At 45.7% G+C, this 24,130-nt stretch carries 22 protein-coding genes and 1 riboswitch; of the genes, 4 read left to right on the top strand and 18 right to left on the bottom strand.

Annotation, left to right across the window (positions count from 1 at the left end; translation table 11 throughout):
• Positions 1-37 precede the first annotated feature (37 nt).
• The 3 genes from QP794_RS13285 to QP794_RS13275 all read right to left on the bottom strand — a co-directional run bounded on the left by QP794_RS13285 (position 38) and on the right by QP794_RS13275 (position 4,504).
• The gene (locus tag QP794_RS13285) at positions 38-1,771 is read right to left on the bottom strand and encodes a response regulator (protein WP_285077175.1); all 1,734 of its coding nucleotides are present in this window, start codon (positions 1,769-1,771) and stop codon (positions 38-40) included.
• A 3-nt stretch (positions 1,772-1,774) separates the two neighbouring features.
• Entirely contained in the window at positions 1,775-3,574 is a 1,800-nt protein-coding gene (locus QP794_RS13280) for a sensor histidine kinase (protein ID WP_285077174.1), read from the bottom strand.
• Between the two features lie 75 nt (positions 3,575-3,649).
• On the bottom strand, positions 3,650-4,504 hold the full coding sequence (locus QP794_RS13275) for an AraC family transcriptional regulator (RefSeq protein ID WP_285077172.1): 855 nt from the start codon (positions 4,502-4,504) through the stop codon (positions 3,650-3,652).
• A 122-nt stretch (positions 4,505-4,626) separates the two neighbouring features.
• On the opposite strand from QP794_RS13275, the gene QP794_RS13270 reads away from it, so the two are divergent.
• Genes QP794_RS13270 through QP794_RS13260 form a run of 3 tightly spaced genes read left to right on the top strand, consistent with a single transcriptional unit; the run spans position 4,627 to position 7,366 of the window.
• Complete coding sequence (locus QP794_RS13270) at positions 4,627-6,165, top strand: sulfatase family protein (RefSeq protein WP_285077170.1); 1,539 nt, start codon at positions 4,627-4,629, stop codon at positions 6,163-6,165.
• Positions 6,158-6,811 carry a chromate transporter gene (locus QP794_RS13265; protein ID WP_285077168.1) on the top strand — a complete coding sequence of 218 codons (654 nt, stop codon included), beginning with the start codon at positions 6,158-6,160 and terminating at the stop codon, positions 6,809-6,811. Before QP794_RS13270 ends, QP794_RS13265 begins: the two co-directional genes overlap by 8 nt.
• A gap of 24 nt (positions 6,812-6,835) precedes the next feature.
• Positions 6,836-7,366, top strand: coding sequence for a chromate transporter (locus QP794_RS13260; RefSeq protein WP_285077166.1), 531 nt, complete (start codon positions 6,836-6,838; stop codon positions 7,364-7,366).
• A 145-nt stretch (positions 7,367-7,511) separates the two neighbouring features.
• Here QP794_RS13260 and QP794_RS13255 read toward each other — a convergent pair whose 3' ends face one another.
• The 8 genes from QP794_RS13255 to QP794_RS13220 all read right to left on the bottom strand — a co-directional run bounded on the left by QP794_RS13255 (position 7,512) and on the right by QP794_RS13220 (position 17,910).
• On the bottom strand, positions 7,512-8,522 hold the full coding sequence (locus QP794_RS13255; RefSeq protein ID WP_285077163.1) for an aldose 1-epimerase: 1,011 nt from the start codon (positions 8,520-8,522) through the stop codon (positions 7,512-7,514).
• Between the two features lie 12 nt (positions 8,523-8,534).
• A complete protein-coding gene (locus tag QP794_RS13250) occupies positions 8,535-10,373 on the bottom strand; it encodes a glycoside hydrolase family 2 protein (RefSeq protein ID WP_285077161.1) in 1,839 nt (612 codons plus the stop codon).
• Positions 10,370-12,136 carry a glycoside hydrolase family 2 protein gene (locus QP794_RS13245; RefSeq protein WP_285077159.1) on the bottom strand — a complete coding sequence of 589 codons (1,767 nt, stop codon included), beginning with the start codon at positions 12,134-12,136 and terminating at the stop codon, positions 10,370-10,372. The genes QP794_RS13250 and QP794_RS13245 overlap by 4 nt, the downstream gene beginning before the upstream one ends.
• A gap of 50 nt (positions 12,137-12,186) precedes the next feature.
• Positions 12,187-12,993, bottom strand: coding sequence for a carbohydrate ABC transporter permease (locus QP794_RS13240; RefSeq protein WP_079344453.1), 807 nt, complete (start codon positions 12,991-12,993; stop codon positions 12,187-12,189).
• Positions 12,993-13,883 carry a carbohydrate ABC transporter permease gene (locus tag QP794_RS13235; RefSeq protein ID WP_079344452.1) on the bottom strand — a complete coding sequence of 297 codons (891 nt, stop codon included), beginning with the start codon at positions 13,881-13,883 and terminating at the stop codon, positions 12,993-12,995. The genes QP794_RS13240 and QP794_RS13235 overlap by 1 nt, the downstream gene beginning before the upstream one ends.
• Before the next feature lie 88 nt (positions 13,884-13,971).
• Positions 13,972-15,264, bottom strand: a complete 1,293-nt coding sequence (locus QP794_RS13230; protein WP_079344451.1) for an ABC transporter substrate-binding protein — start codon at positions 15,262-15,264, stop codon at positions 13,972-13,974.
• Positions 15,265-15,462: 198 nt separating this feature from the next.
• The gene (locus QP794_RS13225) at positions 15,463-16,392 is read right to left on the bottom strand and encodes an ArsR/SmtB family transcription factor (RefSeq protein WP_285077157.1); all 930 of its coding nucleotides are present in this window, start codon (positions 16,390-16,392) and stop codon (positions 15,463-15,465) included.
• 255 nt (positions 16,393-16,647) lie between these two features.
• Positions 16,648-17,910 (bottom strand): cytochrome P450 family protein, encoded by a 1,263-nt coding sequence (locus QP794_RS13220; RefSeq protein WP_094936537.1) that lies wholly within the window; start codon positions 17,908-17,910, stop codon positions 16,648-16,650.
• Positions 17,911-18,271: 361 nt separating this feature from the next.
• Between QP794_RS13220 and QP794_RS13215 the strand changes: the two genes are divergently transcribed.
• Positions 18,272-18,868: a TetR/AcrR family transcriptional regulator gene (locus QP794_RS13215; protein ID WP_285077154.1), complete on the top strand. Its 597-nt coding sequence runs from the start codon at positions 18,272-18,274 to the stop codon at positions 18,866-18,868.
• A gap of 90 nt (positions 18,869-18,958) precedes the next feature.
• Here the strand turns inward: QP794_RS13215 and QP794_RS13210 are convergent, their stop codons facing one another.
• From QP794_RS13210 to QP794_RS13180, 7 genes are all read right to left on the bottom strand, one after another.
• Positions 18,959-19,429: a GNAT family N-acetyltransferase gene (locus QP794_RS13210; protein ID WP_285077152.1), complete on the bottom strand. Its 471-nt coding sequence runs from the start codon at positions 19,427-19,429 to the stop codon at positions 18,959-18,961.
• A gap of 119 nt (positions 19,430-19,548) precedes the next feature.
• Positions 19,549-19,899 (bottom strand): MmcQ/YjbR family DNA-binding protein, encoded by a 351-nt coding sequence (locus QP794_RS13205; RefSeq protein ID WP_285077151.1) that lies wholly within the window; start codon positions 19,897-19,899, stop codon positions 19,549-19,551.
• A 136-nt stretch (positions 19,900-20,035) separates the two neighbouring features.
• Entirely contained in the window at positions 20,036-20,365 is a 330-nt protein-coding gene (locus tag QP794_RS13200; protein ID WP_024631801.1) for an antibiotic biosynthesis monooxygenase, read from the bottom strand.
• Between the two features lie 171 nt (positions 20,366-20,536).
• Positions 20,537-21,916: a DEAD/DEAH box helicase gene (locus tag QP794_RS13195; RefSeq protein ID WP_285077149.1), complete on the bottom strand. Its 1,380-nt coding sequence runs from the start codon at positions 21,914-21,916 to the stop codon at positions 20,537-20,539.
• Between the two features lie 176 nt (positions 21,917-22,092).
• Positions 22,093-22,407: a DMT family transporter gene (locus tag QP794_RS13190; protein ID WP_285077147.1), complete on the bottom strand. Its 315-nt coding sequence runs from the start codon at positions 22,405-22,407 to the stop codon at positions 22,093-22,095.
• Positions 22,404-22,745 carry a DMT family transporter gene (locus tag QP794_RS13185; RefSeq protein WP_024634313.1) on the bottom strand — a complete coding sequence of 114 codons (342 nt, stop codon included), beginning with the start codon at positions 22,743-22,745 and terminating at the stop codon, positions 22,404-22,406. The genes QP794_RS13190 and QP794_RS13185 overlap by 4 nt, the downstream gene beginning before the upstream one ends.
• A 96-nt stretch (positions 22,746-22,841) precedes the next feature.
• Positions 22,842-22,942, bottom strand: a riboswitch (guanidine-I (ykkC/yxkD leader).
• A gap of 108 nt (positions 22,943-23,050) precedes the next feature.
• Complete coding sequence (locus QP794_RS13180; RefSeq protein WP_079344441.1) at positions 23,051-24,028, bottom strand: aldo/keto reductase; 978 nt, start codon at positions 24,026-24,028, stop codon at positions 23,051-23,053.
• Positions 24,029-24,130: the final 102 nt, after the last annotated feature.

The following is a 24,130-nucleotide window of genomic DNA, read 5'->3' as shown; positions in this document are numbered from 1 at the left end:
GGCAATTACAATAATATGACCCTTTACTCCACATATTTTACAAGTTTTGAGTTTTGCTCTGATCGGCATCGTTCCCCGTGAGTATGTCAGGGTGCTTTATATCGTTCTTTCTTTTTCCCGGATTGCTCAAATACGCTTGCGGTGTCAAACCCGTTATTTCTTTGAACACTTTAAAAAAATAGTTGTGCGTCGTAAAACCCACTTGCATGCTTATTTCCTTAATTGAATATTGACCGCTGTCCAGCAGCTTGCACCCTTCATCAATCCGAACACGATTCAGATATTCCGAAAAAGTCCGCTGCGTCTCCTCCTTGAATATTCTGCTTAAGTAGGAGGCATTCAGCCCAATGACATTTGCAGCAAGCTCTAATGTGACATAACCTGGATACTTCTCCAGGATGATATGAATGGCCTGCGTGACATGCCGAGAATAGGACCCCACCACACGATGCTGATTCAGCAAATGAAACAGGCTGGAGAAGAAGGATTGCAGGCCTTGCTCCAGCTCTCTTATGTTTTTCATTCGACCAAGCTCGCTTCTTGAAGGCAGCTTAGCTACCGCTGGATCTGTGGAAGGCAAGCAGCTCTTCCATGCTTTATCACCCATTTGCATGAGCTCGCTGACCATCATCTGAACCGTATGTGAGTGGATAGGCAGGTGGTCTATCGAAGCAAAAATAGAGGAAATCAATTGGTGCACGCCAACCTTATCAAACCTTTCTATGGATAATAGAAGCTGTTTGTGCTCCTCAATGGTCAGTGAAACACGCTGGCGTTGATGGAATTCATCTGAACGCTTGTCCGATGGATGTTTGTCCGAACATGGGCTTTCTTCGGGAATGATAGGACTACTGAACGTTTTCGACGAAGATCCATCGAGTGTACTTTCGGCTGAGCAGTAGCTGGATGCCAACTGGGACAGACTGGTGCATACATGTCCCACAGCGGTTACACATTGCAGATTCAAGAACAGTTCCAATGCATGCTGAATCTTCCGCAGTTGTCCATCTACCTCGCGCTGTATGATGTGCTCGCTTCGTTCCTTGAAAGAAAATACGATAACAAATCGCCCTTCCTCTACGTACACCGCTGTCCGCTCATGGATATCACCCAGGCTCTGCTGCATCATATCGACGACCTGCTGAATCAGACCATTGGTCTGCACGTCACTGTATGACTCTGTCAGCAGCAGGAACGGAACAATCTGTAAAGCTGCTGCTGCATATCTGGACGCATGCGGATACAGATTGTATTTCTGGGAAAAATCCTCAAATCCATACGTTGCTTTCGTCTGTCTTTTGAGCAAATACAGCAAATAATCGCGCATAACTTCGGAATTCCCTTTCTCTGCTTCTGCCTTCTCAGCGACGTGTTTCTCACGCAACCGATCTGCCTGCTGCAATTCCGATACGGCTTTATTCAAAATGTGGAGCAGCGTTGAATCGTCCAACCGATGCTTGAGCAAATAATCGATGGAGCCATTGTTCAGGCAATCCCGCACGTAGTCATAATCGTCATAACTGCTAAGCATAATGGTCTTTATCCACGGAAAACGTTCCTTGATGGTCCGATTTAGCTCTACACCATTCATTTCAGGCATATCTACATCAATAATCACAATATGCGGTGGCGACTGCTCAATCATCGTTAAAGCAATTAACCCATTATGCGCCTGACCGCATAATTCGAATCCATAGTTTGCCCAGTCCAATAACGTCCATAGATTATGGCGTACCAACGGTTCATCATCGACGAGTAGTACCTGAAACATGGCTTATGTCACCTCTCGTTTGGTATTTTCCATACGTTTCTCGAGTTTGGGCAGCCGAATCTCGGCTTTGGTGTAAAACCCCGGTTCACTGCACAAATGGACGCCATAGGAGTCGCCATACATGCGAACAATTCGTTCGTGTACATTACGTACACCCATTCCACTAAAACGTGATGTTTCGCCTTTTGTGCCCGTACCTTCCAGTAAATTCTTCTGTTGCTCCTCCGTGATCCCCTTGCCGTTGTCCACCACATCAATATGGAGATGGTTTGCATCCTCATACACCCGTATCAACACGAATCCATCCTGTTCGAGTGGTCCAATACCATGAATAATTGCGTTTTCAACCAGGGGCTGCAGCATCAACTTCAATACCCGGCAATCCAACAATGCGTCATCCTCAATCTCGGTAATCAGTCGAATCGGCTTCATATATCTGTACTTCATGATGGAGACATAGTGCTCAACATATGCTAATTCCTCCCGTAGTGTAAGAAATTCGCTTGAATTTCCGAGGACACTCCGCATGAGCTCAATCAACGATCCCGACACCTCTTCAATGTTCGGCACTCCGTTCAATCTGGCCAAATACTTGATTGTATTGAGCGAGTTGTACAAAAAATGAGGATGGATTTGTGCTTGAAGCGCGGTCAGTTCAGCTTCCCGCTTTTCTTTCTCGCTGAGGCGGATTCCTTCGAGCAGTCTTTTCAATTCTTCCATCATGCTGATGAAGACAAGATACAGTTGCCCTGTCTCGTCTTCGCTTTTAATCTCTTTTTTGGGTAGCGTAAAATTGCCATCCTTCACAAACATCATCAGCGATTTTAGTTTTCGAATATTCAGGGTAATTCGGGAAGAGACTTGCAGTGAAACGATCAGCACAACGACAAATACGATCATGGACACCTCTGCCAGCAGTTTGCGCAGCCTTACAGATTCGGTCAGAAGAGAATCTATTGGAGTTAAAGCTATAGTGCTCCACCCAGTATAGTCGGATTGACGACAAAGAACGATGTATTCTTTTCCATCCATATATTGCCTGACCGCGTCACCATTCCTTCCGAATTGCTGATTAATGTCCTTAATTTCCTCGTATGAAGGAGCAAGAGATGCGGTAGCTCGGGTTTCATAGATGAAGCGATTTTCCTTGTCCAGTACATAGATCATGCTATCTGTAGTCGGCCTCACGTCATATGTTTTCTGGATAAATTCATAATTCACGTCAACCATGACAACCCCAATGGGTGCACGGTCATAACGAATCTCCCGACCAATAGTGACAGCATCTGATACCCCTGTCTGTTTGAAATATGCGTGCCTTGATCCATTTTGCAGCATATAGTCCATCACTGGCGTACCCAAAATCGTTCTGTCCAGCCAAGGCCCACCCGAGAAGAACACCTTCCCGTTCAGGCCCACAACGGCGATCCGTGAAATGTAAGCCTTATAATCAATCAGGGACGATAGAAATTCATCCATCCGCTTCTGCTCCTGAAACCACTCATAACTGATCTCCTCATTCGGACTAAGCAAAGTGTCAATGACCGTGTTTTTGTTAGTCACCACGACGGTATTCAGACGATCAATCTCTTCCAGCATCATGTTCAATGATTCATCCGCCTGCCTTATGCTGTCCGAAACTGACGTGATGGCATTTTGCATGATCGTCTCACGCATGCTCATATAAACAATGACCGTAATCGAAACGATGGATACAAGCGTAACGGCAATAAAAGCGATAAAAATTTTCCCCTGAATGCTGCGTTTCGGTGAAATCCATCTTTGCATTGTAGAGAGCTTCATTGTGGGAGTCTCCTTTTTCAAAATCCAATCAAAAAAAGTAAGCGTTCTCCAAACTGGACAGCAGTATGTTCTGGATCAGCTTGAGGTTCTCCGCATCATGATTGGAGGAACTTTATAATAGATTTTGAATGCTCTTGTAAATGAATATAAATTCGGGTAACCCAGCGACAAAGCAATCTCCGTAATGGTTGCATCGGTATCTTTTAGAAGCTGTTTGGCCTTATCCATTCGTATTCGCTGCATGAATTTTAACGGAGGCAGACCGACCTGACTGGTGAACATGTTGGAGAAGTACGAACGATGCACCCCCGCGAAGTCGGCGACCTGCTGCACGGAAATGCCCTCTGTTGCATGCAATTCCATGTAATCCATGCATTCATGAATCCAACTCGCCAGTTCCGTAGGCTGTGTATAGTTGGTGTCGGGAACAAGACTAGCCAACAACCCGTATACCAACCCGTGCAACTCCAGTGATACTGCAGGCTTCCACCGTTCCACACATGCCAATGCATGAATCAGACGATCAGACGTTTCTTGGACCCGAGAAGTAACCATCTGTTTGCCGAACGGGCTTTCCGGAGTCAAGCCAGCCAGCTCCAATAATGGTTTGACTTTAGCCCCATCCAATGCCAGCCAGTTCATTCGCAGCGGAGATTCCGAGGGAAGCATGTGATAGTAATAGGTTCTGCCGGGAAACAGACAAAACAGATCATTCTTCTGCAGGTCCACTCGCTTGCCATCAAACTCAAACCTGACCATGCCTTCATGCACAAAATGAAGACTGTAACACTCAATACGCTTGGGACCAACCCGGTAATTGGATTTGGCTACACTTCGTCCTGCCCGGACTGGCCAAATGTGCTCCTCTTTATCCAAATAACCCGGCTTATAGTAGATGAATTCTGCATACTCGTACTCATATTCCTGCATTTTGGCGAGTCCCCTCCTTCTCTTTTTTGTTTGATAATAACAAAATGACAACAAAATTATAACACCGGGCTATTTTTATATCTCGTTTTTTTCAATATCATCATCCTAGGAGGCGATTTCATTTGTCGAGAACACCTAACATTTTGCTAATCACCAGCGACCAGCAGCACTGGAACACAATTGGAGCTTTTCAGTCTGAAATTTCCACACCCAATCTGGACCGGCTCGCCCGGCAAGGAACAACGTTCGAGCGGGCGTATTGCCCGAACCCTACCTGCACTCCTAGCCGTGCTTCCATCATTACGGGCATGTATCCCAGTCAGCACGGGGCTTGGACGTTGGGCACAAAATTGCTTGAAGACCGTCATACCGTTGGGGAAAGTTTCAGTGAAGCAGGCTACCGCACCGCACTGGTGGGTAAAGCACATTTTCAGCCTTTAAAATCCACAGAAGTCTACCCGTCGGTAGAAGCCTATCCCATCCTGCAGGATTTGGAGTACTGGAGACATTTCCATGGACCGTTTTACGGTTTTGACCACGTTGAGCTGACCCGTAATCATACGAATGAAGCGCATATCGGTCAGCATTACGCACTGTGGCTGGAAGAACAGGGATGTACCAACTGGAGGGATTACTTCCTTCCCCCAACTGGAACGATGGATCCTTCCGTAACGTATACGTGGCCCATTCCTGAGAAATATCACTACAACACCTGGATCGCTGAGCGAACCAATTCCCTGTTGCAGCAATATACCGATGCCGATGATCCCTTCTTTCTGTGGGCCAGCTTCTTCGACCCGCATCCGGAATATCTTGTACCGGAACCGTGGGATTCGATGTATGACCCGGATGATCTTACGATCCCCTCCATAACACCCGGAGAGCATGATCGTAATCCGCCCCATTTTCAATTGACCCAAGTAGAAAATCCGAATTTTGAAGATTGGGTTGAAACCGGCTTCGGCATTCACGGCTACCGCTCGCATCATTATTATGAATATGGCGACAAGTCCCGCTTAACAGAGTATGACAAGAAAAAATTGGTCGGCGTGTATTACGGGATGATCAGCATGATGGATAAATATATTGGCAAAATTCTCGATAAGCTGGATGAGTTGGGCATTGCAGATGAGACTATCGTCGTTTTCACAACCGATCACGGTCATTTCTTCGGGCAGCATGGTCTTCAGGCCAAGGGCGGATTCCATTACGAGGATCTCATCAAAATCCCTTTTATCGTAAGATATCCAGGTGAGGTGCCTGCTGCTAGAAAATCAAATGCCATACAATCGCTGGTCGATCTGGCTCCCACCTTTTTGTCCCTTTGCAACATTGCAATTCCTCACGCCATGACGGGATTGGATCAAAAGAACGTGTGGCTTGGCATTGAGGAAGCCGTTCGGAATCACGCTCTCTGTGAATTTCGACACGAACCCACGACGATTCATCAAAAAACATATATTGAAGAGCGTTACAAGATCACCGTTTATTACAATCAAACCTATGGTGAACTTTTCGATCTTGAAAAGGACCCCGATGAACGATTCAACCTATGGAATGAACCAGAATACACCCATCTCAAGACAGAGCTGCTGCTCAAATATATCTGGGCTGAGCTTGGCAAAGAGTCCATGCCAATGCCTCGAATTCATCATGCCTGATGGAAAGGATGAGGGTAGCATCAAAAACCTGAAAGAACAATGTATGGTACTGGCACAGCTTTTTTGGATTTTCTTCCGCATCGGTCCTTCCACCTTTGGAGGTGGATATGCAATGCTGCCCATTATTGAACGTGAAGTGGTGAACAAGAAAAAATGGATGCAAGAGGACGAGATCGGTGAGCTTATATCGCTTGCCGGCTCGGCTCCTGGAGGTGTTGGCGTAAATGCCGCTGCGATGATCGGACATCGCCAGGCAGGCATCGCGGGAGCTGTTTCGGCCGTCATCGGCGTGACATGTCCCACGTTTTTGATTGTGATTCTGATTAGCGTGTTCGCCATCATATTTCGTAACCAACCCAAAGTTGACGCCGCTTTAAAAGGAATGAACGGTGGCATTATTGCCTTAATCAGTATGGCAGCTTATCGGACGGCCAAGTATTCCATCTTAGATACAACAACAACGATAGCTGCCGTTGTGACCGTAGCTGTGCTGTTGTTTGCAGGTATCCATCCCCTCTATCTTATTGTTTCGGGAATGATAAGCGGTATGGCCGTAATTCGGATCAAAAAGCGGTTAGGGCTTCAAGTGAAAATGGAAAAAGAATCTGTAACAGGAAGCTACCCGGAACTGGAATACTACATTTAAGAAAGACGAATCGGAGCGATCGACATGTACTGGGACCTGTTCATGATGTTTATACGTGTAGGCCTCGTTTCGTTTGGTGGCGGTTATGCGGTTATCCCGATCATTCAACACGAGGTCACGGAAAAAGGTTGGCTGACAAGTTCAGAATTCCAGCAAACCGTAGCGCTGGCCGGCATGGCGCCCGGCTCGATTGCAACCAATGCGGCAACGTTGATTGGATATAAAACGGCAGGTTATATCGGAGCCGCGGTCTCAACGGCGGGTATGATTTTGCCTTCATTAGTTGTCATTGTGTTACTCTCTGCCCTATTTTATCGGGTGCATGACAATTCATGGGTCAAGTCATCTTTATACGGCTTGCGTCCAGTAACGACGGGACTCATCATTTATGCTGCCATTCATTTTGGTTATCCAGGTGAAGATACAGGCATAAGCTGGGTATGGATTGCAACACTGCTCATTAGCGGAGTATGTTTGTTTCTCCTGTTCAAGTACAAGCTTCATCCCCTGCTGGTTCTTATTGTTGCCGGAGCCGCTGGCATTATTTTATTCTAAAGCCAGCATGGCGACCAAGGAAGATTCTCCGCCGACAAATGTAAGTTGCTACCCTTTTTTCAAACAGGTTACTCCCTTCAATGGTTTTAAAAGGAGCAGCGCGATCACAGCAATAGCTGTCCTGGCTGCGCCCCTTCATTTTATTTTACGATTGACGCAGGTATAATCTGCTCGTTTCCTCCCAGATCTCTCCGGGCTCCAGACTAAATAATCCCGCTTCTTCGGCCTGCATATCCAGATTAGGTGCATTCACAAGATTGATCTGGGGTTCAGGACAGAAAAAGCCTTCTTCCGCATTGTTATTCCAGATCATCCATTGTTTATAAGAGGTTCCCACATCGTAGATCAGTGTCATTCCATGCTTTGTATCCTGAAGCTCCATCCGGTTTCTTCCGTTCTGCGGTACAGCAGTGTAATGGTTATCCATTTCTGCAAAGAACGGATATACCCCGGAGTCACGCATTAGCTCTTCTTCCTGAACCAGGGGCTGAAAACGTGTCGTTGGCAGCATACGTTGATCCAATTCCCATCTGTCTCCGATGGTCAGCTTGAGCTTGTAATCAGAAGCCGATCCTCCCGTATTAAACGGTGCGTTGATTGAGGTATGAAAAGCAATCAGGCATGGCATGCAGGATTCTCCGTGATTGCGAATCCTCACATGCTGCATAAGTCCATCACTGCTCAGCGAGTAGCGCAATGTGATCCTGAATTGAAAAGGAAAGGTCACATACACCGGATGAGTTTCATCAATGGTGATGGACACCGAGACATAGCTTTCCTTCTCGGTATGTCCATACTCATCCACAACCCAGGGCGTATTATACAAAAATCCGTGCAAGTGATTTCCTGTTGCTTCCTCATTCACCGGGAGCTGAAGTGTCTGCCCGTTCCAGGCAAACCGCCCATCCTCATAGCGATTAGGCGGAAAAAGGACGGGGATCCCGTGAATCATCGGTTTTGCCTTGAATGATTCCATTTCTTCGGGTGACGGCTCATGAAGGAAGCGAAGCCCTCGCTCAAGATCACGAAACGCGACCAGATTACCACCTATCTCCGGCAGCATCACAGCCTCACTGGAACCGAAACGAAGGTAAATGGCCTTTTCCCCTTGAAAATCGCCTTCCCAGGAATTACTTGTCTCCCTTGTGTTCAACATGTGTTCCCCTCCTTATTCGCCAGCAGACGATGGATAATGTCCTTCAATAATGGCTCTTATCTGTTCCATCGGCATCTTGGGCTGTCGATCATACGTCAACAGACCGTTAATCTCCTGTTCTACATCCGTCAGCTGTGTGTAACAAAATCCTTCGACAACTGGTGAATCCAATATCGGCTGTACTACGGCATGCAGCCGCTGGGCAAAATCCTCGTCATTTTCCGCTCCGGAGTAACCCCAGCCTTCCCATTCACTTTTCTTATACCCGATTCCACCGAATTCGGTAATTAATATAGGCTGTCCTTCATAACGGTAGCCACCCACGCTCAGATTCCGACTGCCCGGAAGGGCACTTACAGCGTTTTCACGAGTACGATACCTTTCCGCCAGAACTTCCCTTCTCCATTCATAATCATGAATGTTATACAAGTCGGTCTGTACCATCTCCCAGCCATCATTGGAAATGACCGGACGGGTGGAATCCAGCGATTTGGTCAAATAATACATCGACAAGGCGTGATACTGCTGCTCTTTGCTGGTCAGGATATTGGGAACGCCCCAGCTTTCATTAAGAGGTACCCAGACCACAACACAGGGATGGTTGTAGTCCCTTTCCAGCGCCTCCTGCCATTCACGTGTTACCTGGGCGATATACTGTTCCGAGTAATCGTAGGCATTCGCCATCTCTCCCCATACAAGCAGCCCAAGCTGATCACACCAATACAGGTATCTTGGATCTTCAATCTTCTGGTGTTTTCTGGCGCCGTTAAATCCCATTTCCTTTGTTAATTCCACATCACGCCGGATAGCCTCATCACTCGGCGGGGTCAGATTACCATCCGGGAAATACCCTTGATCCAGAACAAGCTTCATATAATATGGACGGTTATTCAGAAACAGCTTGCCTTGTTCAATGGAAATCTTGCGCATGCCGAAGTAACTGTCGACCTCATCGACTGGCACACCATCCACCAACACAGTGAAATGAATGTCATACAGATTAGGATGCTCCGGTGACCACAGCCTGCCAAGGCCATGCTCGTTAAAGGTATGAAGCCCAATGGTACGGGTTTCTGTTTTGCCGCTGATTCGATATTCGTCCTCAGACAGCTGCTCTCCCTGATAAGCAATCTGTACACGCAGTCTGACATCCTGAGCGTCCCAATCCCTTGGATCAGTTTGTTCCCTTTGAAGATGAGCCGTAACTTCAATTTCGTTGCGATCGACATCGGGAGTCAGGCGTACCTTCTGCAGATGAACGGGTGCGACAGCTTCAAGCCACACCGATTGCCATATTCCAGTAGTGCGCGTATAGAAAATTTGGGCAGATTGCTCCTGCCAGAACTGCTTCCCCCGCGGCAGCGTTACATCCCTGCTATAATCAATCGCTTGTACGGTCAGCACATTGCTTCCTTCCAGCAAAGCATCCGTAACATCGGCATGAAATGGCGTATGCCCGCCCTCATGCCGAACCACCAGTTTCCCGTTCATCCATACAGAGGCTCCATAGTCCACGGCTCCGAAGTGCAGCAGCAGCCGTTTGCCGGTGAAGTTCTCTGGAATGTCAAAAGTCCGTTTGTACCAGACATTATCGTGAAAATCGGGATCTGCTATCCCGCTGAGCTGACTTTGAAAAGCAAACGGCACCTGGATTCGGCGGCTGAATGCTTGTTTGCCTTCATTCCAGTTTTCCGAACGTCCCTTGTTATGATCATCGAATTCAAATTCCCATTCCCCGTTCAAACTCATCCAGTCCTTCCGCACAAATTGCGGCCGTGGATAATCCTGTCGCAGCATGATGTTCAGCTCTCCTGTTCTAAGTTGATCTCTAGCATATAGTCCAGGCTTCATCCCAGATTGATTTTTCGTATCTCTTCCAGTGGAACCTTCGGTTTGCGGTCTTCCGTCAGCAGTCCGTTGATCTCTTGCTGCACATCCGTAAGCTGTGTGTAACAATAGCCAGAGATATAGGGAATGGATTGAATTGCCCCGGTGATGGATCTGAAACGTTCGAGGAAAGCCTCTACCGAATCCACTTGGTTACCGTATCCCCAGCCTTTATCCGATTGAAAAGCGATTCCGCCGAATTCACTAATGATGATAGGTTGGCCTTTGTACGTATATCCTTCTGCAAAAGCAAATTTCCATCGGTTGGATGCGATCTGGTTCGTTACAATCAGATCCTTATCCTGATAACGCTCCAGAAAAGCGTCTCCCGTCTCCACATAATCATGGAGACTCAGAATGTCGGATACCGTATGCTCCCAGCCATCGTTGGTAACCACCGGACGATACGGATCAATCGCTTTTGTCAGATGATAGATGGTTTGAGTGAACTGCTGCTGCCTTACATCATGGGCAATGGTCTGTACCCCCCAAGATTCATTGAAAGGAACCCAGGTAATTACGCATGGATGATTATATTGTTGAGGTACAATTTCCAGCCACTCTTTGGTGAAACGGGTCACAGCCTCGTCATTGAATTCGAAGGTCGCCGCCATTTCTGACCAGACCAGCATGCCCTTCACATCACACCAATATAAGAAGAGCGGGTCCTCCAGCTTCATATGTTTACGGATTCCGTTGTATCCCATTGCCGCAATGTAATCGATATCCTCAATCAGTGCTTCCTCGGAAGGAGGTGTTAGATGAGTCTCTGGCCAATAGCCCTGATCCAGAATCAGCCTTTGATAGAGTGGAGCGTTATTCAAGAGAATCTGCCCATTTTCAATCGATATCTTTCGCATGCCAAAATAGGACTGAACCCGGTCGCTTTCTTTCTCGTCCTCGTACAGAACAAACTCAATATCGTACAGGTTCGGTGATCCTGGTGACCACAACGACTGTTTCCACGGACCGCCAGCCTCATGTTTTACACTGGCCTCTATCGTCATCCAAGGTCTGTCTGGAGACAGACTGATCGTTTGTACATGCTGCCCCTTAAGCTCAATGCGCGTCTCCAGACGCAAGTTGTTTCTGCCTTCAATTCCATGCAGTTGAAAGTCCAATCGAATCATATGCCGATCAATATCCGGTGTCATTTTGACCGCATCAATTCTTGCCTCATTCACATATTCCAGCCATACACTTTTCCAAATCCCGGTGCTCTGTACATAGAAGCATTCAAAATTTTGATCCACCCAGCGTTGTTTTCCGCGAGGCTGCACTGCACTCTGACTGTCCTCTATCTCAAGCACAATATTGTTCTCTGAACCGTACGTAACGTATGGAGTGATGTCGAAGGAAAAGGCCGCATAACCTCCTTCATGCTCTCCGACAACTGTCCCGTTCACCCAGCATTTTGCCTTGTAGTCTACACCCTGAAAATGAAGAATCGTCCTTTTCCCTTGAGCCTCCTGTGGGATCAGCACATTTCTTCGGTACCAGACCCGTGGATGGAACGTCTCGATCCCGATTCCGCTTGCTTTGGTTTCATAGGTGAAAGGAACAATAATTTGGGTGCCCTTCGGAAATTGTTCTTCATCATACCAATGCTCGCTTTCGCCTACTTTGCCATCATCGAAGGAAAAATCCCATTCCCCGTTCAGATCCAGCCACTCCTTGCGGACAAATTGTGGTCTTGGATAATGTTTGCTATAAGATTTGGTAGTCATATTGTTCTCCCCGATCTCCTCTATATTTGGCGCGTTGGCCTGAAAAAGTGTTAACCCTTAATACCAGACATGCTGATACCTTTGACAATCTGCTTCTCAAAAATGACAAATAATATAATGATAGGAACAGAAGCGACGGCATTGATAACCATTGGTTTAACATAATCCTCTGAATACTGTCCCATCAGCGTGGGAATTCCCATTGGCAGTGTAAACAGATTGTCGTCGGTGATCGAAAGAAAAGGCCAGAGAAAATTGTTCCATGAACCAATAAACGTCAGGATGGCCATGGAAGCCATCGCTGGCCGGGTCAGCGGCAGTACAATGCTGGTGAAAATCCGCCAAAAGCCCCCACCGTCAATTTGCACGCTCTCCAACAGATCATTGGGAATACCGTCGAAGAAGCTTTTGAGTACAATGACTGCTACAGGCGAAGCCAACGCAGGAATAATTAATCCACTGTATGAATTCAGCAAATGAAGATCCTTGGCCACCTGATAGAGTGGAATAATGGTAGCCTCACCGGGAATCAACAGCCCGCCAAGAATGAAGAAGAAAATAAATGTACGGAAACGAAACGGTACTTTGGACAGGGCAAATCCGGCCATAGCGGCGAAAATAACAGTCAACACGGTCACAATCACCGCGACAAACAAACTGTTAACCACCCACTGTGACAGCTTTGTCGTCGTCAGAATCTCGTTATAGACGGCAAGCGAGTAAGGAGGTTTAAACCAGTCCAGCACTGTAATAATCTTCATGCCTTCTTCTTTAATGGAGACCATCAGCATCCACACAAGTGGGGCCGCAAACATAACCGCCATCAACGCAGAACCTGTGCGATACAACCATTTCATCAGTTTTCCGCCCCTTTCCGGTTAGTCATCCAGTATTGCAGCGCCGACAGCACCAGCAGGATCACGAATAAAATGTAGGACATCGTTGCGGCATAACCCAGGTTGTTATTCTTAAATCCGGTCTGATAGATTAACTGAATAATCGGACGTGTCTGATCCAGCGGTCCCCCGCCCGTAATGACATAAATTTGCATAAAGACTTTGTAGGAAGCGATGATCTGCAACATCGTTATGGTTTTGGTCAATGGATTTAGATATGGAAGAGTAATTCTCCAAAATATTTGAGTATCACTTGCACCATCCAATCTTGCCGCTTCATAAATTTCATCCGGTATTTCCTGCATCGCGGAAAGGTACAAAATAAAGTTAAATCCGACTGTCCACCACAAGGTAATTACGGTAATAACGACCCAAGCGAGCCCAGTTTCCGTCAGCCAGAAAACCTCAGAATTTTGAGGCAATAATTGGACAAGATGCAGGACGGAATTGACCAATCCCGTATAAGGCTGAAATACGAATAAACCCAGATAAGCTGCGACGGCGACGGAGAGTACGCTTGGTATAAAGAAGATGATGCGGTAGAACTTCTGCAAAGACGATTTACGGTTGGCAATCATAGCCAGCAAAATCGCGAGTATAATCATGGTCGGTGTACTCAAGAAAACAAAAAAGGTAGAATGCCAAATCGCTTCCCAAACCTCTCTGTCCTGAAGAACTTTTCGAAAGTTATCTAGGCCAATAAAATCCATTTTTTTAATCAATGTCCATTTGTAGAAGGTCATCTCCACGCCTTTAATCATGGGCCAGATCGTAAATAAACCATAAACAATTAAGAATGGAAGCAGAAATACCAGTGCCTGCAAATCCGCTCTCATTTTTTTGATCTTCATATGCGTCTCCCCTTTGATTGGCACACAAGCCGGCGATTTCTAGTCTACAGATGATGAATACGCACGGCTTGCGTGACCCGTCTTCCTTCTATTCGCTCAGAATTTTCTGAATGGCTGTCTCCATGTTGTTCATGGCATCCGCAGGGGTCATTTTGTTCATCCATACCTCATTCAAAAATTTAAAGGCAGCTTCATCACGGATTTGTGCATTCTTGGTGGAATGTTTGCTGAATTTTACTACACTTGCCACTTCGGAATAATCGCTGCGGTACGGCAGATCCTTGAATTCCTGCTTTTCCAGCACGGATGGCTTGGATGGAATATGTCCGGCTTTCGCCCAGACCTGACCATTGTCAGCAACCCAGTCGGCGAAGATCATCGCGGCTTTGCGTTTAGCCGAGTCCTCATCCTTAGTCAGCGGCAGAACAATCGTGTGAGAATCTCCCCATGTTGCTTCCTGATCATAGAATTTCGGAATTGGCATGGCTCCAAACTCAAGTCCTTTGGTGGATTCCCAGGTTCCAGTCGTCCAGACCCCTGTCATGATAATGGCGGCTGTACCACTTTGGAAATTTTTATAGAAGTCCGGATCATTTTTCTTGATATAACCTTCGGTATAAAGCTTCTGGATATAGTCTGCGGCTTTGATGCCTTTCTCCTTATCAATGGCTGCAGATTTCAGATCATCCGATACGACGTCGTTGCCACCCAACTGGGAGTACAGTGACCACCACAAGCGGTAAGGGTCATCATTATTATTGGACAAGGCAAACGGGGTAGTTTTGGCAGGCAGCTTCTCTTTTAACGTTTGAAGGAAACTTACAAATCCGTCAGCAGATTGCTCCAGAATCGGTTTCCCGTCTTCCCCAAGCAAGCCTGCATCTTTTAAAAGTTTTTTGTTGTAGAACATGATAAAGGGATGTGTGTCAATGGGTACAGCATAATGTTGGCCTTCTACGGTAACCGCATCCAAGAGATTTTGGTTATACGTGCTCCAATCCACACCTGCATCCGTAGCCGGAGTATCCAGCTCTGTGACGACCCCCTGATTGATCAGATCGGGCAGTCTGGAGGAATGGGAAATCCCGATATCCGGTCCATTACCGTTACCAACAGCAGTAACGAGCTTCGTATAGTACTCGCCCCAGGCCAATTTGGTATTCTTGACTTCAATGTCCGGGTGGGTTTTGTTGAATTCATCGACCAATGTCTGCATATTGGCGCCATCACCACCATCGAACAGTGTCCAGAAGGACAATGTCACTTTTCCATCACCGGAGCCACTATCCCCAGCGTCGTTACTGCCTCCGCTACATGCACTTAAAACGGTAGAGAATGAGAGCAATAATGTCAGTGCTAACCTGCCGATCTTCTTTTTCATGCGAGTATCCCCTTTACTCTAATTTGTAGATACAAACGATATAATTGTTTTGTTACATTATTACTGTATCTATAGGGGATTATATAAGGGTATTTCTCTTGTGTCAACGCTTTCAAACATATTTAATGTAATTATTAATTAAAAAAAGGCCTTAGTTACATAATATCTGCAACCAAGGCCTTTCTCCCTTATAGTATTCTAATGAATAGCATAATGTACAGTCATTTTGATATTTTGGTCATAATCTCCAAATTGTCTCCCAAAGAGATTAACGCCTCCTTGATGAACAGCATCCGGTTTAATGCCAATCCGCACCCTTAACTTGTGGCTGTTCTGCAGGTTAAGCTGATCCAGATCAACTGCTGAGATTTTCTCCATATCCAGTGTCGTTTTATTTTTGTCCACTCGCCATGTCTTTAATAACCCATACTGTGTTGACCATTCAAACCACCAAGCCGGGTTGAGCTTTCCGCGCCGATCTCCAAAGTCACCAGGACATGTCCACATGCCAATTTCCACACCGTTAATCCATACGGAGATATCGGAAGGCCAATTATGATCATAGTTTGGTGCTTCAGAACACATCTCCATGGACAGTTCCAGTGATTCGATTACCGCTTCTCCCGGAATTTCCAGCGGCATCAAATATTCGACATATCCTTTGCGAAACCACATAATCTGCGCGCCAACATGCTTTGGATGAAAAAAGCTGGCAGGTTCATCCTCTCGAATGATCATGCCCTCACCATTCGCCATGCCGCAGGTTGGTGATACTTCACAATCACTATAGTGACCAATAGGCATATCCACTTCGTATACCTGAATATCGCCTTTGGGAATTGCTTTCTCCAGATTAAGAGCAATATGAATATCATCGTAATTGCGGCTGCATACCTTCATTGCCCCGCGAGAGGCGGGCAGCAGTTCCGTATTAATCAGCCTCGCCGCTTCCAAAACCTTGATATTACTGGCTACTGTTGATACGGGAAGTTTGAGAGCTTCCGCAATTTCTACTATATTCAGGTTTTGGGAAATCAATAGTCTCAGGATATCCACTCGTGAGCGGGTCGATAAAGCATGCGTGACCGTGACCAACTCATCCGGATTATCAAAACTCAACTCAAGCATTTATTCACCACCTCTTATGTATTTATGGAACAACAAATGTAATCGAATAGTTTAATTCAGTCGATAATATTGTAACAAAACATTTATTTTGTATCAAATTGCTTTTTACTTCATCATTAATCTTCGTTTTCATACAATTTCTGTGTGTTTCCTATCGGAATGAAACCATAGCCCCAAACCAAAAAATCCGCCATGTTAGGCGGATTCTTGGGGTGTATAGGTTCCTCTTACCAATAAAAGCTCCAACTCTTTGTGCTAAAATGCGACAGGCAAGGCAGCTAGGCTCTGTGAACTTAGCGCCAAATGCCACTCAATGTTTTCCCGAGGAATATTAAGTCGCAGATTAGGCATACGTCTTAACAATGTTGTAAAGGCGATATCTCCCTCCACACGAGCAAGTGGAGCCCCCAAGCAGGAATGAATACCATGACCAAAAGCCAGATGACGATTAATATGACGTGTAACATCCAGATCCTCGGGCTGTTCAAACTGAAGCTCATCCCGATTGGCAGATTTCAACACGGGAATGACCATATCTCCCTTTTTAATCCGTTGTCCTGCCAGCTCGATATCCTGAGTCGCAAACCGGGGTCCAGCAATGGTTGCAGGTCCATTAAAACGCAGCAATTCCTCGACAGCAGACGGGGCCAGACTGAGATCAGCCTTGAGCTTCTCCAATTGTTCAGGATGATCCAATAACATCATTGCACCTGTAGCAATCAGATTGGATGTCGTCTCATGACCGGCAAAGATCAATAATGTAATCATGGACAGCAGTTCAGGTTCACTGAGTCGATCACCCTCTTCTTCAATAGCAATCAATTGACTAATCAAGTCATCCGCAGGATGTTTGCGTTTCTCAGCTACCAGCTGTGCGGTATAGTCCCCGAAGGCTCGAAGATGCTCCTCTACTCCCGGATCACGCACTCCCAAACCCAAACCGTGTGCAATCGCGGAGGACCAGTTCTGGATCTGAGGGCGATCTGATTTAGGCACACCCAGCATATCGGATATCACATGGATCGGTAAGGGATAGGCGTAGTCCTTGACCAAATCCATCTCACCCTGGGCTTGAACCTGATCCAGTAATTCATCAGCAATCTGCTGTACACGCGGGCGAAGACTTTCCATATATTTGGGCGTAAAGGCTTTGGAGACCAGTCGTCGTAATCGCCGATGATCAGGCTCATCCACGGAGAGCATCGATTTTCCAGTGAAGAACGTCGGAGGGGCATCTGGATCTATATTGCCTACATAGGCTTTCAGGGCATTCTCATTACCGTCGATGGATTGCGGGTCTACTGTGAAGTGCGCATGATCTTTAAGTACCTGTGAAGCTTCTTCCATTCGTGTAACCAACCACTGTCCGCGATCTGTGCCACCCATTGGCAGAGACACTGGAATAACAGGACCTGTTTCACGCAACTGCTTGATAAGTGAAAACGGGTTTTCACCACTATCCCCACTAAACAGACTTAGCGCTGCTTGTTGTGAAGCATTAAGATCTAACTCACTCATTATAACCACCCTTTCGCTTCGACAATTTTATTAGGTTAAACTATTGCATATTGGAGGGACTCCCTGGCGATGACCAACCTTCACAAAAATCACGGGTACGTTATGTCTGCGAGAGCTGCTTCTACTGCTTTCTGAAACGGGAACAGTGCATCCTCGTGCTCGCATACTACGATACAATGATGTTCTGCATATCCATGACCAGAAGTGCAGCGTTGTTATGATGACTCTCCATGGGTTGCACATCCCTCTCGTTTTGATTAAGATCAAGAGGAGAACTCTCCGCTTATCCTCTTCTTGATATTAAACGGAGAGTTCTCCCCTTGTCAAATTTTGGAGGTTGAAGGATAGGAAGTGACAGACAGTGGATAAAACCAACACAACCTCTCGTTCGGAACGACGGGATGCAGCCGAGAACCGCCAACGTATTCTGAATGTGGCTTTCAGATTATTTGAGCTGCACGGCGTCGAGCGGGTCAGCATGAATCAGATCGCTTCCGAAGCGCAGATTGGAGCGGGTACCTTATACCGCCGATACCGCAATAAGAGTGAGTTATGTATGGATTTGATTAAAGATAACGCAGCGTTGTTCTTCGAGGATGTAGAGACATACCTTCAGGAGAACGCATTGCATCCCCCATCTGAGCGGTTGCGTGGTCTGCTGACGTTATTTATCCAGTTCAGAGAGAAAAATGCGGAGCTGCTCTCGGGCATCGAGAATGCGGTATATCAGGGATCAGACTCCAGAACCTCAAGTCCCCTATATGACCAATTGCACCAGCAGCTATTCGAGTTATTCGAAGAAATAGCAACAGAGACCGACGAATCACAGGCCATCAGCTTGTTCAAAACAGACATGCTCCTGACCGCCATGAGCAATGATTCCTATCTGTTTCAAAAAAACGTGCGCGGCAACTCTCCCGACCGCATTGTGGAGCAGCTCTGTTTAACGTTTCTTTAACGTATATGGGTATATGAAAATACCAAAAAGCCTAATTCATCGTCGGCAATCTGCCGCTTGAACTAGGCTTTTTTAGGTTGAAATCTGATTTTATAATGCTTTCATATACCATGCATCACAAGCAAAATGTTCCGTTGCATTTAACGGTGCCTCTAACGGAATAAAACCGTTCTTGATATAGAACTTGTTAGCCGCGACCATGTTGCTAAGCGTTTCAAGATAACATTGTTCATAGTAGTCTTTGGCAAAATCAAGGGAAATCCGAAGCAAATCATATGAAATCCCGGTTCCTCGTGCTTCTTTCAATGCATACATCTTCTGCAATTCACAAATATGAGGAAATCCGTCCACGGGTCCGATCCCGCAACCAGCTACAATGGTTGAGTTATCCTCAATCACCCAATATCTGGAGCCTTCCCGTTGATAAAGGTGATAAAAATCGCCCAAATTTGGATCAGCCCACGCCGTTCCTGTCTTATTAGCCTCAAATTCAATCAGACAACTTCGAATCAGAGACTCTACTTCTTGATTATCTTTTTCCTCTATTTCTCTAATGAACATGCAGTAAGCCTCCACATCATGAAATAACCGACGCTCTTAACGATATAAATTATACTACGATTAAGAACGAAATGCCTTATTCACCTGAGGTGCTGACCCTCTCTTTTCATGTGGCCTACTTACGAGATGGATTCCAAAAGACTCTTGGGCAGGGTTTTGACAACCATGTCGTACGAATGGTCAATCATGACATAAATATCCTGCTCCGACAAGGAACCATCAAGAATAATGGTATTCCAGTGCTTTTTGTTCATATGATACCCCGGTTGAACGGATTCATGCTGCTCTCTCAGGTTTTCTGCAATGATCGGATCACATTTTAGGTTCAAGCGAATGTTATCCGCCTTGCCCTCAAAAATGAGTGCAAACATTTTCCCTCCAATTTTGATCACAACCGTATCGGCTCCGAAGGGATAATCCTTGATGGCACCTTTTTTCTTCAAACAGTAATCAATGATCTTATTCTTCAATTCAGTACCTCTCCTTTGCGCGGAAGACCAACTTTTCCTGCCCAATCCAATGATACCGAATGTACGTTTGCATGTAAACCAGCATGTTGAATGTACCTATCTCATGATAAATGTGATAGGCTTTACATCATTCAAATTAAGTATTAGATACCCTGGCTGTCTTCACTTTCTGGACCTCGTACATATTCACGGTAGTGCTAATTAAATATTCTGGTTTCTCCTGCCCTCTCTTCTCGCGGTGACCCTTAATATGCACATCACTCTTCTCCCAATTCTTCCATGCATCTTCCGATTCCCAACGAATCAGCACCATTACTTCTTCATGTTCTTTACTCTTTTTGTTAACCATCACACTGAAATCAATCAGTCCCGGCATTTCCTCTACAGGGCTAGGGGCACTAAAACGTTCCACCAGTTTATGACTGTGACCTTTTTCGACTACCATAACGCGAGTTTGAATGAACATAAATTACGCCTCCTGATTGCCTCAAGTCACTGCAGTATACAAGACTTGTGACTTTTTTAACTTTCACTCTATTATTCTATTCTTATTGAAAATGATTATCAATATCGCATCCATTTTTGTATACAAAAAAAACCTCCTCCACGAAATGGAGAAGGCATTTTGCTCGTTATTTTAAAGAGCTTTATTCACTTTGCTGCTCTTTGGTTTACTGTGACCTGTACTATTGTGGTTTGGTTTACCGCTATTTGGCTTACTACTGTTTGGTTTACTATGATTGGCTTTGCCACTCTTCTTAAACCACTCGGACTTTGGCTTGCGAGCAGGATTCGCTTTTGCCTTCGCAGGTTTATCAGCTGCTGATTTATGGCCTGCAGACTTCGATGTTTGATTCGATTTTACAAAAGCAGGAGCACTTGTCATCGGATAAGGATGATTTTTCACTTCAGGAATGGTTTTCTTAATTACCTTCTCGATATCCTTGAGGAACGGAAGTTCCTCCTTCTCACAAAAGGAAATTGCCATTCCGCTATGTCCAGCTCGGCCCGTACGACCAATTCGGTGGACATACGTTTCTGGAATATTAGGCAGGTTGAAGTTGATTACATGTGAAAGCTCTTCAACATCAATACCCCTTGCCGCTATATCTGTCGCTACCAGCACCCGCGTAACTCCGCTTTTGAAATTATTCAGAGCTCTTTGACGCTCGTTCTGCGATTTGTTGCCATGAATGGCCTGGGCCGTAATATTCACTTTGGACAAATCACGAGTTACACGGTCTGCTCCGCGCTTCGTACGGGTGAACACCAGTGCCGAAACGATGGACTTATCCTGTAGGATATGATTCAACAGATTCTGTTTTTTTCCATTTTCCAATAAATACACAGACTGTTCAATTCGATCCACTGTGGAAGATACCGGTGTAATTTCTACTTTTACCGGATCCACCAACAGCGTTTTTACCATTTTTGTAATTTCCGGAGGCATGGTAGCTGAGAAGAACAGCGTCTGTTTCTTACTCGGCATCTTCGCGATGATTCGCTTCACATCGTGAATGAAGCCCATATCCAACATGCGGTCTGCTTCATCAAGAACCAGTATTTGCACATGTTTCAGATCAATACGCTTTTGATTGACCAGGTCAATCAATCTTCCGGGCGTTGCAATAATAATATCTGCACCTTGATTGAGTGCACGTTCCTGAACTTTTTGCGAAACACCACCTACGATAGCGGCACAACGAATATCCGTGTAACGGCTATAAGCCTTAATGTTATCCGAGATCTGAATCGCCAGTTCTCTTGTGGGTGTTAGAATCAATGAACGAATATGACGTGCGGCTTTGGGGCCGTTCGACTTCTCGCTTAATAATTGAATGATGGGTACAGAAAATGCTGCCGTCTTCCCTGTCCCTGTTTGCGCACAGCCAAGCAAATCTCTGCCTGCCAATACGGCTGGAATTGCCTGTTCCTGTATAGGTGTCGGGGCAGTATAGTTTGCTTTGCTCAAGCCTTCCAAAATTGCGGGTATAATATTCAAGTCTTTAAATGTCATTAGGTCTCCTTAATTTACGCAACAAATATTCATTTGACGTATTTCTCATTTCAAAACGTAACACATAAGGATAACATTAAAAAACGCATCTGTATATTATCTTTTTAAAATTCAGCCCTTATTGCGATTTTGGTTGAACTTACGTCGGCCTTGAGCTACTGCGTAACACTAATCCATTAACTCACCAATTTCAACCCTACCGCTGATCCGAGCACCATGGCAATAAACAGAATCCTTAACGCATTTCGGGGTTCTCCATAAAATATCATACCAAGAATGGCTCCCCCGGAAGCGCCGATTCCAGTCCATACGGCATATGCCGTCCCCATTGGAAGAGTCTTCATCGCCAGGGACAGGAACAGGAAGCTTAATCCAAAACCTGCAATCAAGAGCACCATAGAAATCAGGTTACGATCTTTGTGCAGTTTATTAATCATCAGAACCCCAATCATTTCAAAGACACCTGCTAAAACTAGAAATGCCCAGTTCATGATTCATGGACCTCCTTTGTTTTTCCTTTGCTAAGCATTTTAAGACCGATTACACCCAGTAAAAGAACCCCGATCAGCACCATTTTCCCGGTTTGAACCGCTGCACCAAACAAAACAATCTCTGCCAGTACAGTCCCTGCCGTACCCAGGCCAACAAACACCGCATACACCGTTCCTACATCAAGTGAGCGGGAAGCCGCAATCATCAAGGTGAAGCTGACAATAATGGCGATCAGTGTAGCCCCCCATTCCAGAAAACCACTGGCATGTTTCAATCCAATGACCCAACCGACTTCAAATAAAGCTGCAATAACGACGGACAACCAGGTTTTGTTCATCTCTGTCACACTCCTTTTCAAATATTGCTACGTGTATTATTAGTTACATGAAGCCAAAATAAAAAAGCCCGGGAAATAAACTGCATGAAGCAGTTCATCTCCCAGGCTTTTGTCCCTCCGTGACACAACCAACAGGCTGTGAGTTTTCTCTCGGACCAGACCGACACAATTGCCGCGGAACCCTAGAAAACATTTGAATATTCTGATGTGACTCCAATTATACACATTTCTATTCGATTGGCAACCCTTTTACACATTTGCAATTTAAGCGGGAACTATCTTATTTTTATTAATCTAGAGGGAACTTACATGCCGAATATTTTGTGTGGTACGTAGTATTCCTCTAGGCTTGCAATTTCCTGCGCATCCAGCTTCACGGTCAACGCTGCTACAGCATCCTCCAAATGATGTTCCTTCGTTGCACCCACAATTGGTGCGGTGACACCTTCTTTTTGCAAAACCCATGCCAGCGCAACGGTTGCTCTGGAAACACCCCGTTTGTTCGCAATATCAGCGACAGTCTCCACTATTTTACGATCGGCATCAACCATTCCCGCAGCAAGTCGGTCTCCTGCTTCGTCGTTCGATGAACGGGCTGTTTGTTCATTCCAATCCCGTGTAAGTCTTCCTTTGGCAAGTGGACTCCAGGGAATGACGCCGATTCCTTCTTCTGCGCAAAGAGGTAACATCTCTCTTTCCTCTTCTCTATACAACAAATTAAGTAAATTTTGCATGGAGACAAATGGGGTCCAGCCATTGCGTTCGGCGGTATACTGAGCCTTCATAAACTGCCAGGCGTACATCGAAGAAGCTCCAATGTATCGTACTTTACCCGCCTTAACCACATCATGAAGGGCCTCCATGGTTTCTTCAATTGGAGTACTACTGTCCCAACGATGGATCTGATAGAGATCCACATAATCAGTCCCTAGTCGCTTTAAACTATTATCAATCTCATTCATAATAGCTTTTCTTGATAAACCTGCGCCGTTCGGCCCCGGCTTCATGCGGAAGTAAACCTTTGTTGCAATAACAACCTCATCACGACGAGCAAAATCCCTCAACGCACGACCCACGATTTCTTCGCTTGTACCATCCGAATAGACGTTGGCTGTATCAAAGAAGTTAATACCCAAGTCCAGCGCTTTTTGGATAAAAGGACGACTTTCTTCCTCGTTCAACGACCATGGAGCGATTCCGCGTTCAGGGACTCCATAGCTCATGCAACCAAGACATAATCTTGAAACGTCCAGTCCGGTACGACCCAGTTTTACATATTCCATAATCAAACACTCCTTTAATTGGATTGGGATGAATCTAACGTTAATTTTATCCAATAACTGAGGTACATTTCTTTGAAAATCGGATTTTCTTCCCACTTGATC

This window comes from Paenibacillus sp. UMB7766-LJ446 (assembly GCF_030226665.1).
In the GTDB taxonomy this organism is placed as follows: Bacteria; Bacillota; Bacilli; order Paenibacillales; family Paenibacillaceae; genus Paenibacillus; species Paenibacillus vandeheii.
This window is presented reverse-complemented; position numbering and strand designations above follow the sequence as displayed.